Source organism: Sphingomonas sp. FG14 (genome assembly GCF_057809675.1).
On the sequence record NZ_JBMDKK010000001.1, the window covers coordinates 1,364,570 to 1,377,001 of the forward strand.

A 12,432-nucleotide genomic window follows, 5' to 3' on the forward strand; every position below is an offset into this window, starting at 1 on the left:
CGAAGTCCCGATACGGGCCGGCCGGCCGTCCAATCTAGAGCATCGTCATCGCCGTCGTGATCGACTGGATCTGCAACGCCACCGCCTGTTCCATCGGCACCGGACGCAGCGGCGCCCTTGCCTTTTGCGCGGCGATCCGGCGCGCGAGCAGTGCGCGGACGGCGGCAGCGGTGGCGCAATCTCCATGCAACTTGGCCAGTCGCGCCAGCATCGCGGGCGCGCGCATCAGCGTGGCGCCGGGTTCGAGCTGAACGAGATCGGCCAGGCTTACCGGCGCGTGCTCCCCCGCCCCCGTGCGCAATTGCGCGGCCAGCGTGATGCGCTGCTCGGCGGTGAGCACGGCCGCTTCGGCAAGTGATTCAGCGAGCGCGCGGCTTTCGGCGTCTGCGTGGGGCCGCGCGATCAGCGGCGCGGCCGTGTCGAGCAAGCGACCATTCTCCTCGAGCTGGGCAAGCTGCATGCGATGGACATCGGCCATCATATGGCCCGACGGTCGCGTGCTGCGCTGGCGGGGATCCTCCCACAATGGCACTTCGCAGGTCGTGCTGAACGTGCCGTAGCGTTCCGCCGCGAATTCAGCGCTCGACCGCCCCGCATTCCACAGCCGCGCAACCATCCCGCCCTCCCGCAAGATGCGCGCGATATAGGGTTCGACCTCAAAATAGGAGAAGACGCCGGGCGCGAAGCGGGTCAGATCGGCATCGGGCTCGCCCAGGTCGTTGAGCATGATGCCCCGGGTTTCGGGCTGGCGAGACAGGCGCGCGGCCAGCGTCGGACGATCCTTGCTGAGCAGATAGAAGGCGCCGCCGCTGTCGTTGCCGTGCAATGAGGATTGCAGATCGGGCCGCGCGATCTCCATCGCGCGCTGCCAGCATGACGCTTCCGGCGTGACCGCGTCGAAGCGATAGCTCGGCATGGCGAGGGGAAAGCCATATTCGGGCTGGCGAGCGAAAGCCGGGCGATAGAAATGCCCGATATAGCGCTCCAGCGTGCGTTCCCCCGAAAACCAGCCGCGGTTGAGCGCCAGCCCGTCGACATCGATCGCGGGGATGAAATGCCAGCGCCAACGTGATCCATCACGGGAACGGCGCTCGCGAAAGGAGCGGTCGTGCGCCAGCCGCCGGATCAGCGCGACCACCGTCAGGCAGCCGATCGGCTCGTTGGGATGCGGCGCGCCGACGATCAGCGCGGAGCGTTCTCCGCTGCCGATGCTGATCAGGTCGATCGGGCGGCCCTGGCCGCTGTGTCCGAGCCGCTGGACCTGCGCAGCCTTGCCCAGTGCCGCGAGATCGGGGCGAATGAGCGTGGCCAGCCCTTCGCCATCGAAGAAATGCGGCCCCGCGCCTTGTCTTGCCCGTGCCCATAGGGACGGCGGCACCAGCCATGCCGCCCCCGCCGAAGCGGCGGTGGCGAGCATAGTCCGGCGGCCGATCATGATCGTCATGGCCCTGCCGACGTCAGAAGCTGGACCGCAGGCGGAGGCCCAGCGTGCGCGGCGTGCCGATCGACCAAGTCCGCCCGTCCGATCCGAAATAGCGCGTCTGGTTGGTGCCGTAGATCGGCAGGACATTCGCGATGTTGTCGGCGAAGACGACGACTTCCCAGCCCCTGTTCGCGATGCCGATCTGCGCGTTGATCAGCGTATAGTCCCTGAGCGACGTGATCCGATCCGGCCCCGCGCCCGGCAGGCCGAACTGCGTCTGCCGGCGATCGGTGAAGGAGAGATCGCTACGGACGACCAGATCCCAGTCGCCCGCGAGCGGCGTGCGATAATCCTGCTGCACCGCGAAGGTCCAGGCGGGCACGAACTGGAGTTGTTCGCCGACATCGCCGCCGCTGAACGGATCGCCCTTGTCCAGCCGGGCATCGGTATAGCCGACGCTCATCGAGACGCTCAGGCCGCGCGTCGGCGCCAGCCGCGCTTCGAGTTCGAAGCCCTTGCTGGTCGCGCGGCCGGCATTGACGTCGAAGATGCTCGCGCAGGTCGGCAACACCAGGCTTTGCTGGATGTCGCGATATTTGATGACGAAGCCGGTCAGGCTGGCGGAGAAGCGGCCGTCGCGGCTCGACTGGCGGATGCCCGCTTCGTAGCTGTCGAGCTTTTCGGGCTTGGTGAAGGGCGGGATCGTCGCGGGATCGATGCCCAGCGCGTCGAAATCGGGCCCGCAGATCGGCCCCGGCAGCACGCGGCCGACGCCGGGCCGGAAGCCACCGGCATAACGGGCATAAGCGAAGGTCGTCGGCGCGATCTTGTACGATGCGCTGGCGGAAAAGAGCGCGCCGCTGTCCTTCGCGATGGCATCCACGCCGACGGGGAACAGCGAGCCCGGCGTATCGACGATGTGGCGCGGATTCCTGCGATCATAATAGCGCACGCCCGCCTTCACCTCCGCGCGTTCGTCGGTCGACCGCCAGCGGAGATTGGCGAAGCCCGCCAGCTCCTCCACCTTTTCGCGGCCGGTGAAGCCCGCATCGACCAGCGCATCGGGATCGCCGCCCATCGCCTCGCTATATTCGGGGATCGGCGCGTCGAAGCCCAGCCGCTGGTAGCTGCGGGTGCTGCTGCGGAGATAGAATGCGCCGACGAGCAGTTGCACCGGGAAATCCCAGTCCGATGCGAAGCGGACTTCCTGGGTGAACTGACGAAGCGTGTTGCCCGTCAGGTTCGGCGACAACAACGCGGTGTTGGGATTGTCGAGGAACGATCCGTTCACCTCCGGATCGAAACCGGGATAGGCGAAGCCGGTGATCGCGGGATCGAGATTGTAGATGTCGCGTACGTCGAGCCGGCGGCGAATCTGCTGGTGGACATAGCCGGTGGCCGAGGTGAGCGTGCCGATGCCGACATCCAGATTGGCGGTGAGGTTGGCGATCCAGGCCTTGTCCGATCCGGATTCGGGGAAGAAGCGGCTGGTGAGCCGCGCGCGCGGCGTGCCTTGGGTCAGCCGGTCGTTGAGATCGGATTCCGCGAGCCCGCCGTTCTCGCGCTGGTTGTACAGTACGGATGCACGGATCTCGAGCGCGTCGGACGGGGTCCAGAGCGCCGCGACGCGGCCGGTGAAACGCTCGGTATCGTTGACGTTGCGGCGGATCGTGCCGTCATGGGGATCGACATTGTCGATGAAGCCGCCGCGGCGGTCGTAAGCCGCGCTGGCGCGGATCGCGGCGTCGCTGCCCAGCGGCAGGTTGATCACGCCGGTCGCGCCGTAATTGCGCGCGCCGCCGGAAATGGTTGAGCCGCTCAGTTCGCCCCGCCCACTGACGCCCGACGGATCAGGGCGCGCCTCGACATAGCGGATCAGCCCACCCGCCGCCGATGCGCCGTAGAGATCGCCCTGCGGCCCCTTGAGCACCTCCACCCGCTCCAGATCGTAAAGCTGGGGATCGACCGAATTGGGGATCAGGATATCGTCGAGATAGGTGACGACGGTGGGCTGGGTGCCGCCCGAAGGCGCGACGCCGCGCAGCACGATGTTGCGATCGCCGATCCCGGTTTCGGGCGCGATCGACAGCGACGGCACCAGTCGGACGATATCCTGGAGCGACCGCAGCGACCGCGATTCCAGCGCGTCACCGCCGATCGCCTGAACGCTGGCGGCGATGGTCCGCAGCGGCTCGGCGCGCTTCTGCGCGGTGACGACGATCTCGCCGGGGATTTCGTCGTTCGCACTGTCCTGCGCGGTTTCCTGTCCCGCCCATGCCGGCGCCACCGCCAACACAGAAAGCGCCGCGCCCGCGCACAAGAGATGCATTTTCCGAATCGCCATGGCTCCACCCTTTCGATGTTATCGATTTATAGAGACTGACTAGTCGGTTTTCTAATATAGCGCAAGCGGGTGCGATATGAGAGCCCCCACGCCCCCACCCGTTTGCTTCGAGCGAAGATGAGAAACCGCGGCAACCCTTCTCGACTAGGGTTCTCGACAAGCTCGAACCTGCGCTCGAAGCCAACGGAGAGTGGTGTCGATCTGCCCTGTCATTGACATGCAATAATCTTATTGCATATTTATCCACGTGACCGAGGACGAACTCGATCGCGTCTTCAAGGCGCTCGGCGATCCGACGCGGCGGCGGATCGTCGATCGGCTGCGCGACCGGCCGGACCAGTCATTGTTCGAGATCTGCGCGCTTTCGTTCGCGGAGGATGGAACCGCCCTTTCCCGCCAGGCGATCACCCAACATCTCGACATGCTGGAAAGGGCGGGGCTTGTCCGGGTGCGATGGTCGGGGCGGACCAAGCTCCATTCGCTCGACCCCGGCCCGCTGCGCGAGGCCGCCGAACTGTGGCTTCGCAAACATCTTGATGGAGAGGAACGATGAGAATCTACGTGACGAGCGTGCTGGTCGACGATCAGGCCAAGGCGCTGGATTTTTATACGAACAAGCTGGGCTTCCAGGTGAAGCACGATATCCCGATGGGCGCGCATCGCTGGCTGACGCTGGTTTCGCCCGAGAATCCGGACGGCACCGAACTGCTTCTGGAACCGAGCGAACATCCCGCCGCGAAACCCTGGAAAGCCGCGCTGCTGGAAGACGGTATCCCGGCGACATCGTTCATGGTCGACGACCTGAATGCCGAATATGCGCGGCTCGTCTCGCTTGGCGTCTCGTTCACGCGCGAGCCGATCGATGCCGGCACCGTCTGGATGGCGGTGCTGGACGACACCTGCGGCAACCTGATCCAGATCATCCAGATGAAAACGAGTTGAGCGGATCGGTCAACGCGTTCCGGTCTGGCCAATCCGCCACTTGAGCAACCGCACGAACGGTTCGGGATCGTCGAGCCGGAAGGCGACGGAGCTCACCGGCCCGCGCCGCACCGGCATCGGGCGGTTAAGCCGGATGAGGATATTGGGCCAGGCGAACAGCGCCGCATTGAGCGTTGCGGGCGCATTCACGTCGCTGCCCGCAAAGCCGGTTTCGATCGTCGCGATCGCATCGAGCGGGATCACCTGGTCGACCGCAAGGCCGGTCCGCACCCGCACGCCCTCCCCCGTCATCAATAGCGGCCTGAAACGGAACGATTTGATGAGTGCGATCAGGTAGACCAGTCCGGCAGCGCTGAGCACCGAGACGATCAGCGCCGCCCTGGGGCTCCAGAGCCCCAGCAACAGATGGCAGACGCCCAGTTCGATCAGCGACAGGACGAGCAACGTCGCGCACATCGGCTCGAGATGCTTGTGATATGCGAAGGCGCGGCTGCCGGCGGGAATATCCGCAGGCCCGCCCCAGCGGAACAGCGCGATATGGATGATCGACAATGTGGCAACGGCGGCATGCACGACCGGGCCCGGCAGGAACGCCGAAGCCGCGCCTGCCCATTTCCGCTGCACCGCATCGCCAGCCGATCGCCATTCGCGCCGCGCACGCATCGCGGCCCATGCGATATGGATCGACAAAACCGCCACCATGCCTGCGGCAACAATTGGCATCGCCGTCAATGCCTGCCGGATCGTGGCGGGGGCGCCAAGCCACACGATGACGCTGGCAGCCGCAAGAACGGCGGGCACCGCGTGCCACCCGGGATTGCGGCCCGGCGCGCGCGCGATGACCGCCAGCATCAGCGTATCGGACACGATCCAGAGGAACAGCAGCAACGCGATCCTGGGATAGGCGGCCGCAAGCGAAGTCCGCGCGGCCAGGGTCGCCAGCGCGACGATCACGAACGGCGCGGCCCGCATGGCGAACCCGCCGAACGCTGAGTTATCGAATGCCCGGACGTTCATCTCGAGATTCCACCGATGGCGAAGGATGTGCCGGACATAGCCGGGCAGCGCGGGAGGCGCCATCGCGAGATCGCGTCTTTTCAGCTTAGTCGGCGATTCCCCGGACCAATTGGACTGCCAGCGCCTTCGCCTTGTCGGCCGGCGCTGTGCCGATCGTGAGGACGACGAAGCGCTTCTCGTCGAGGAAGACGTTCATCTGGTTGATCCCCGGCACGAAGAACGCCGCCTTGCCCAGGTCCGGCACGTCCTCGACGGGTTTGCTGCTGAAGGCGCGCATCGCGGACACCGTCGCCTGCCTCGCCTGCGCTATCGCCTCGGGCGTATTGTCGTCGATCGGTGAACGCCGGGTCATCAGCCGCGCCTCTCCGCCCCCTTTGAGCACATAAGTGCATTCGGATGTGGCCGCGTCCATCGCGCTCGGCTGGTGGACGAGGCCGAGCCGCATCTCGCTCACATCGTCCCCGAGCGCGGCGCCCAGCTTCGCCTTGTCGAGCAGCGCGCAGGCGTTCGTCGCATCCCAGCCCGACGACAACGTCGTAGCTCCGCCCACATCCTTTGCGTCATTGCCGCCCGCATCCTTGTCCGCCGGCTGCTCACCGCCGCATCCCGCAAGCACCGCCGTCGCGGCCAGGCAGATGATCGTCTTCCTCATGGCAATCTCCCATTGCGTGGCGAAACCCGCGCTCGCGCCGCACGCGGGGACGGGCTTCCCAATGAGAAACGGCAAAGGCATGGAATTGCGGACACGGCCTGCGGGATTATTTTCTCGCCCGCATTTTGTTCTTGATATGTTCCAGATCACACCATAGCTTTCGCCGTCCCCCTTGATGGAGAGAAACGATGGGTGCCTATGCCACGGTCGGCGCGATCAATGCCGATGTCTCGAACGGCTTCTACGATGCGGCGCTGGCGGAGATCGGATGGAGCAGCCATGTAGCATTCCCCGGCTGGCGTGCCTATTCGGAAGGTGGAACCGGTGAGGGCTTCGTCCTGTGGGTCTGCCAGCCTTTCGACGGAGAGGCGGCAACGCCGGGTAACGGCGCCATGATCGGCTTCATGGCGGCATCCACGACGGAGGTCGACGCTTTCTACAATGTGGCGATCGCCAATGGCGGCAGCGATGACGGCGCGCCAGGCTCGCGTCCGCATTATGGGCCGAACTGGTATGCGGCCTATTTGCGCGATCCCGGCGGCAACAAGATCGCGGTGGTCCATAACGGGTAAGCCAGGATCGTGCGCCCGGATCAATTTTCCGCCGGAAGCTCGCGGTCGGTCATGATCCGGTCGATAAGCCCCCAGTCCAGCGCCTCCTCCGCGGTCATGAAACGGTCGCGCTCCATGGCACGCTCGAATTCGTCATAGCTGCGGCCGCAATGTTCGGCATAAAGCCTGGTCATCCGGTGCCTGGTCCGTCTGATCTCCTCGGCATGGATCAGCATGTCCGACGCCTGCCCTTGGAAACCGCCCGACGGCTGGTGGATGAGGATGCTGGCATTGGGCAGCGCCACGCGTTCGCCAGGCTGGCCTGCCATCAGCAGGAACGACCCCATCGATCGCGCCGTGCCCATGCAGAGCGTGTGCACCGGCGCACGCACGTAACGCATGGTATCGTACATGGCGAGACCACTGGTGATCACGCCGCCGGGTGAGTTGATGTAGAGCTGGATCGGTTTCTTGGGGTTTTCTGCTTCCAGAAACAGCAATTGCGCGCAAACGAGCGCGGACATGGTGTCGTTCACCTCTCCGTTCAGGAAGATGATCCGCTCGCGCAGCAGCCGTGAATAAATGTCGAAGGATCGTTCGCCTCGGCTGGACTGCTCGACGACCATGGGAACAAGCTGCATCGCTTCGCGCATGCGCGAATTCCTTTCCTTCAAACGGGATGATGTCTGGGCCGAAGTGTCAGGCGGCGAGCATCATGCGGACGCCGTCATTGTTCGCCCTTGGCGGATCGCGATGAAGCCGCCTGTCCGTCACGCCATGGACGATACTGAGCCTCGTGCCACCAATCGCATTCGGCATGATCCGGAACGTCACCTCGCTTTCGAGGAAAGGCGGCTCATGCTCACGCATGCGATAGCGTACTTCCTCGCCAGGCGAGGATGAGAGGGGCTCGGCTTCGGCGAGATCGCCCCTGGGCAGCCATTTGTCGCGAAAGGCCGGCAGGCTGATCGCACGCCAGACCTTTTCGGGCGGCGCATCAAGATCATAGTCGAACACCAGCGGGTCCGCCCGTTCCCCGCGCTTCCGGTCCCCGTCCGTCTCGCTCATCACTCCATGTCCTCCAGAACGGTTTTCAGGGCATCGACGCGCGCGGGCCAATAATCGCGATATTTCGCCAGCCATTGGGCGACCAGCGCAAGCCCGTCGGGGTCGATCCGATAGTTGACGAAACGGCCCTGCCGCTCCTCCCGCACCAGCCGCGCCCGGCGCAGCACCGACAGATGCTGAGACATCGCCGGCTGGCTGATCGCCATGCCCTGCCGGAGTGCGCTGGCGTTCATGCCACCCGCCGCCAGCTTCTGGAAAATGGCGTGGCGTGTGGGATCGGCCAGCGCCCTGAAGATCTCGGTCTCGATCATGGCAACATATAAGTACACACTTATATGATTCGCAAGCGTCCAGTTGCCTCAACCGCATGCCGCGAGATGCTTGACCGCGACACGATCGACACTTCAAGTCGCGCGATGACCGACGAACCGATCAAGGTTCCCGCCTCCTATTTCCCATCCATCGAGAAGAAATATGGCCGTCCGATCGCCGAATGGACGGCGCTGGTGCAAGGCTGTTTGCCGGCCAAGCACATGGACCTTGTCGCGATGCTCGAGCAGGATCATGGCATGGGACATGGCCATGCCAACGCGATCGTTGCCTATGTGCTGGCAAAGGAAAAGGCATAGGAGAATCCCGCCTAACCAGTCGCCCGCTCAGGCGCCCCAGATCTGGGCCAGCAGGTGCTGGAAATTGCCTGAGGATCGCCTTGACAGCGGCCCTGAAATAGTTGCGGCGCCACAACCGGCCATTTTTCCGCGCTCACAAGGCGAGACGAAGATGGTGGCGCGCAAGGCAATGAAGCTGGGACAGAGCGCCAGAAATCCCGACGATCGGTAGTGGATATCGCGCTCCGACCAGATCGTAACCCGATATTATTGCCCCAGCCGCTATCGAACGCCACGGTGGGAAAAATGGGGCGATCATGATCAAAGGCAATCCGGCAGGCGGCGGTTTTGGACGGCGTCGCGATCCGCTGATGGGTGTGCCGGCGGCCCCGCGACCATCACCATTGCCCGAAGAGCCCGATGTACGAGAGGTCGAAGCGTCCGTCACACGGATCTCATGGCTCCAGTTGGCGGGCTATATGCCCTCGCTGCTGCTGGTGATCATCACGCTGGAAGCGACGATCTCGAACACGTCTGTGATCACCCCGGTCAACGCCACATTCCTCCAGGTTATGCGCGGCATCGGGTTTGTCACGGGGATCATATTGGCGGTGCTGATCATCATCAGGCCCCATGTGCCGATGGGCATCTTCAAGAAGCTGCTCCTGTTCCTCTTGACGCCGTTCCTGATCGGGTTCGCGGCGGGCGAGGCTGCATGGCGGGTCACCGACTGGATCGAGTTCGGCTTCTCGACAGCGCCCTTCGCCGAGGCCAGCTATCCGATCACGGGCGTGAATCATGCCAGGCGCGGCCGCCGTGACTCGGTCGAGATCGACCCCTTCGATCTCAAGATCGGCACCGGCATCGCCATACCCGCCGCCCAGTTCGATGCGATTTGGCTCGATTATAGGGATTATTGCATCACGGTGCTGCAACGCCGCTCCGCATCGGGCGCGGTGCAGATCCTCAATGACGGGGTTTTTACGCTGGATGAGCCGAAACCAGCCATTCTCACCCGCTGCCGATCTCGGGAATCGAAGCGGTGAGATAGATGGAGAGCGTCCGCCACCCCATGGTCAGGTACAGCGCGCGGCCGTCCGCCGTGGCCACGAGCAGTTCGGGCGCATCCGGGTTCCGCTTCGCGTCGCGCAGCGCCGCCATGACGGCATTGCCCACACCCTTTCGGCGATGATCGGGCGCGGTCATGATCCGGTCATAGACGAATGCCCGATCCGTCTCCGCAGCATAGCCGCTGGCGACCTGCTCCCCGTCTTCGTCGTCCACCCGCACAGCGACGACCGCGCCGTCGCGTTCGATTCTGACGACATATCCCGGCGCGATCGGCCGTTCCGGCTGTTCGGCGCCGGTGGCGATCATGAAATAGGCGGGATCGTGAATCCGCCAGCGCCGTGGCAGCGCCTTGCGAAACGCCTCCGCGCTGCCGCACATCTTCAGGGCGTGGCGGGGTTCCTCGATGCTGCGCGCAAGCTCGGCAAGCCCCGGGCAGATATCCGGAAACACCCAGCGCTTGACCTCCGCCTCGGAATTGGTGTCGACACGATAGCCACCGTGATCGGCGACAGGCGCCGGCAGCCCACGCGCGACCGAACGAGCGGCCAGCCAGGCATGTAGCATCGCCGGATCGATTGCCGTGTCGCCCATGCGCTCTGCCCCCTCTCCCTCTATCGCAGGTTCATAATCCTTCCACCGCGGAATCGGACAGATTAAAAAAGGAGCGACATCATTTCGCGCGCACCAGCCCCGCAACGGTGATCGCCAGCCCACGCCGGGCCTCGGCATCGAGATTGGCGATCTTGTAGATCTGATGGGACAGCCGGCCGAGCACATAGGTATGGATGAGCATCGCAGCCTCGGCAGCGTCGGTGCCGTTGACCAGTTCCACCCTGTCATCGCGATGCAGGTCCTCGATGATCTCGCGGATGCGGTTTTCCCAGAGCTCGGTATTGGCGATCAGCGCGGCGCGCACCGCGTCGTTGGAGGCACCAATCGTCACCGCCTCCATTTCCAGCCGGCTGTCGACATAGCTGAGGCCGCGCAGCATCAGGTCGAAGATCACATCCTCCAGTTCGGCCAGCGACGATGCCGCGATCTCGCGATAGGTGTCGCCGCGCTGGCCGATCAACGCCAGCATGATCGCTTCCTTGCTCGGAAAATGCGTGTAAAGCGCGCCCTTGCTGATCCCGGCTTCCGCGCAGATGTCGTCGACAGAGGCCCCGCCGAAACCCTGTTTCTCGAACTGGCGCATCGCCGCGTCCACGATATGCTGGCGCCGCTGGCGCATCGTTTTCTCGTCGAGCTTCGGCATGGCTTCCCCGTTCGGTAGATTGCCCGGGTATAGGGAACCGACTAGTCAGTCTCAATGGCCTGTTCGCCCCCTGCCCCGTCCATCGGCGAAGCGCAATGGCCCGCCGACGCGGTGGTCCGGCTAGTGATACTCTGCACGGTGCTGGCATCGGCCTGGACTGCGCGATCGCTGTTCAATCCGCTCCAGGATCTGGCCAAAGGCGATCTGTCGCTCGACGATGTCCAGATCGGGCTGGTTCAGGGCGCCGCGATGTCGATCCCCTCCGCGCTGCTCGCGATCGGGCTCGGCCGGCTGATCGATACGCGCAACCGCATCCATATCCTGATCATGCTCGCGCTACTGACCATGCTCGGATCGTTGGCGACGGGATTCTCTACCTCGTTCGAAACCCTGTTCGCCGCACGCGCACTCGCGGGGCTGGGGCTGCTTCAGGAGACCGTGGTGATCTCGCTTGTCGCGGATCTGTTTCCGCCCGAACGGCGCGGCCGTGCCAATATCATGATCGTGATCGGCGAATATGGCGGATCGGCGCTGGGCTTCGCGCTGGCGGGCTGGCTAATGCCATTGACGGACGTGATGTGGAGCAGTGATGGCGGTTGGCGCGCTATCCAGATCGGCTTCGGCCTGCTCGGCCTGCTGGCCGCCATTCCACTGTTGTGGCTGCGCGAGCCGGCACGACACGAATGCGGTGCGGCGGCGGGCGCGGGATTTAGCGAGGGCTGGTCCACGCTGATGCGAATGGGCGCGCTGCTATGGCCGCTGCTGATCGCGCAGATCGCGATGATCGCCGCCAACAATGCGGCATCGGTCTGGTCGGTTTCCGTCTTCATCCGCGATTTCGGGCTGACGCCGGCTTCTGGCGGCAGGCTGGCCGCCGGCGCGACATTCGTGCCGCCGCTGCTGGGCGCGGCGATCGCAGGCGTGGCCGCAGACCGGCTGCGCGTGCGCGGCGGCGGAGCCATGCTTGTCGCGGTCGCGGCGGCGGCAGTGGCGATCCCGGCCGCGCTGTTTCCGCTCGCCGCGACACCCGCGCTTTCCGCCGCGCTGCTCGCGCTGCTGATGATGGCGCACGCCGCCGCCGGGCTGGGCGGCGCCACAGTGGGCGTGCTCGCCATTCCCAACGAGCTGCGCGGCCTGTGGTTCGGCATCTCCAACGCGCTGACCGCGCTGATCAGCTTTGCGCTGACGCCCGTGCTGATCGGCTGGCTGGGAGAAAGCGCGGGCGGTGCGCATGCGCTGGCGACCGTGCTGGCGACGATCCTGCTCGTCGCCAGCACGGTCGCGCTCGGCGGCTTCGCGCTGGCATGGCGGGCACTGCGCGGATGAGCGCATCCCCATATTGAATCAGAAGGCCAGGTCCACCGCCAGGCCGATGGTGCGCGGCTGCGCCGGCATTGGAGAGTGCGGACGCGCCATTGACGATCACGCCGAGCTGAATGTCCTTCCAGTCCATTTAGAAGGCCGATCATGCGTCCGCCGCCTTTGCGATCCGGCCGGATCG

The 12,432-nt window shown here is 64.9% G+C and carries 15 protein-coding genes; 6 read left to right on the forward strand and 9 right to left on the reverse strand.

The genetic code is table 11. The features are described from left to right. Positions 1 to 34 precede the first annotated feature (34 nt). Together ACODTA_RS06480 and ACODTA_RS06485 are read right to left on the reverse strand one after the other, a co-directional pair. The gene (locus tag ACODTA_RS06480) at positions 35 to 1,444 is read right to left on the reverse strand and encodes a M14 family zinc carboxypeptidase (RefSeq protein ID WP_489064988.1); all 1,410 of its coding nucleotides are present in this window, start codon (positions 1,442 to 1,444) and stop codon (positions 35 to 37) included. Between the two features lie 13 nt (positions 1,445 to 1,457). Further along, positions 1,458 to 3,767, reverse strand: a complete 2,310-nt coding sequence (locus tag ACODTA_RS06485; protein ID WP_489064990.1) for a TonB-dependent receptor — start codon at positions 3,765 to 3,767, stop codon at positions 1,458 to 1,460. 247 nt (positions 3,768 to 4,014) lie between these two features. Here ACODTA_RS06485 and ACODTA_RS06490 point away from each other — a divergent pair, with 247 nt between their 5' ends. Then, a complete protein-coding gene (locus tag ACODTA_RS06490) occupies positions 4,015 to 4,320 on the forward strand; it encodes an ArsR/SmtB family transcription factor (RefSeq protein WP_489064991.1) in 306 nt (101 codons plus the stop codon). Next, on the forward strand, positions 4,317 to 4,709 hold the full coding sequence (locus ACODTA_RS06495; RefSeq protein WP_489064992.1) for a VOC family protein: 393 nt from the start codon (positions 4,317 to 4,319) through the stop codon (positions 4,707 to 4,709). The genes ACODTA_RS06490 and ACODTA_RS06495 overlap by 4 nt, the downstream gene beginning before the upstream one ends. A 9-nt stretch (positions 4,710 to 4,718) precedes the next feature. Here ACODTA_RS06495 and ACODTA_RS06500 read toward each other — a convergent pair whose 3' ends face one another. Further along, positions 4,719 to 5,789 (reverse strand): hypothetical protein, encoded by a 1,071-nt coding sequence (locus ACODTA_RS06500; RefSeq protein WP_489064993.1) that lies wholly within the window; start codon positions 5,787 to 5,789, stop codon positions 4,719 to 4,721. A gap of 22 nt (positions 5,790 to 5,811) precedes the next feature. Then, positions 5,812 to 6,378 (reverse strand): hypothetical protein, encoded by a 567-nt coding sequence (locus ACODTA_RS06505; protein WP_489064994.1) that lies wholly within the window; start codon positions 6,376 to 6,378, stop codon positions 5,812 to 5,814. A 188-nt stretch (positions 6,379 to 6,566) separates the two neighbouring features. Here ACODTA_RS06505 and ACODTA_RS06510 point away from each other — a divergent pair, with 188 nt between their 5' ends. Then, positions 6,567 to 6,950, forward strand: a complete 384-nt coding sequence (locus ACODTA_RS06510; RefSeq protein WP_489064995.1) for a VOC family protein — start codon at positions 6,567 to 6,569, stop codon at positions 6,948 to 6,950. Positions 6,951 to 6,970: 20 nt separating this feature from the next. Here the strand turns inward: ACODTA_RS06510 and ACODTA_RS06515 are convergent, their stop codons facing one another. Genes ACODTA_RS06515 through ACODTA_RS06525 form a run of 3 tightly spaced genes read right to left on the reverse strand, consistent with a single transcriptional unit; the run spans position 6,971 to position 8,308 of the window. After that, positions 6,971 to 7,582 (reverse strand): ATP-dependent Clp protease proteolytic subunit, encoded by a 612-nt coding sequence (locus tag ACODTA_RS06515; RefSeq protein WP_489064996.1) that lies wholly within the window; start codon positions 7,580 to 7,582, stop codon positions 6,971 to 6,973. Between the two features lie 46 nt (positions 7,583 to 7,628). Continuing rightward, on the reverse strand, positions 7,629 to 7,997 hold the full coding sequence (locus ACODTA_RS06520) for an SRPBCC family protein (RefSeq protein WP_489064997.1): 369 nt from the start codon (positions 7,995 to 7,997) through the stop codon (positions 7,629 to 7,631). Then, on the reverse strand, positions 7,997 to 8,308 hold the full coding sequence (locus ACODTA_RS06525; protein WP_489064998.1) for an ArsR/SmtB family transcription factor: 312 nt from the start codon (positions 8,306 to 8,308) through the stop codon (positions 7,997 to 7,999). Before ACODTA_RS06525 ends, ACODTA_RS06520 begins: the two co-directional genes overlap by 1 nt. Before the next feature lie 105 nt (positions 8,309 to 8,413). On the opposite strand from ACODTA_RS06525, the gene ACODTA_RS06530 reads away from it, so the two are divergent. Continuing rightward, on the forward strand, positions 8,414 to 8,626 hold the full coding sequence (locus ACODTA_RS06530; RefSeq protein WP_489064999.1) for a DUF4287 domain-containing protein: 213 nt from the start codon (positions 8,414 to 8,416) through the stop codon (positions 8,624 to 8,626). Positions 8,627 to 8,922: 296 nt separating this feature from the next. After that, positions 8,923 to 9,651: a hypothetical protein gene (locus ACODTA_RS06535; protein ID WP_489065000.1), complete on the forward strand. Its 729-nt coding sequence runs from the start codon at positions 8,923 to 8,925 to the stop codon at positions 9,649 to 9,651. Here ACODTA_RS06535 and ACODTA_RS06540 read toward each other — a convergent pair. Both ACODTA_RS06540 and ACODTA_RS06545 read right to left on the reverse strand, forming a co-directional pair. Further along, on the reverse strand, positions 9,617 to 10,267 hold the full coding sequence (locus tag ACODTA_RS06540) for a GNAT family N-acetyltransferase (RefSeq protein ID WP_489065001.1): 651 nt from the start codon (positions 10,265 to 10,267) through the stop codon (positions 9,617 to 9,619). The two genes, ACODTA_RS06535 and ACODTA_RS06540, sit on opposite strands and share 35 nt — an antisense overlap. A 79-nt stretch (positions 10,268 to 10,346) precedes the next feature. Beyond that, positions 10,347 to 10,931, reverse strand: coding sequence for a TetR family transcriptional regulator (locus ACODTA_RS06545; protein WP_489065002.1), 585 nt, complete (start codon positions 10,929 to 10,931; stop codon positions 10,347 to 10,349). 54 nt (positions 10,932 to 10,985) lie between these two features. Here ACODTA_RS06545 and ACODTA_RS06550 point away from each other — a divergent pair, with 54 nt between their 5' ends. Continuing rightward, positions 10,986 to 12,257 carry an MFS transporter gene (locus tag ACODTA_RS06550; protein WP_489065003.1) on the forward strand — a complete coding sequence of 424 codons (1,272 nt, stop codon included), beginning with the start codon at positions 10,986 to 10,988 and terminating at the stop codon, positions 12,255 to 12,257. The last annotated feature ends 175 nt before the right edge of the window (positions 12,258 to 12,432 follow it).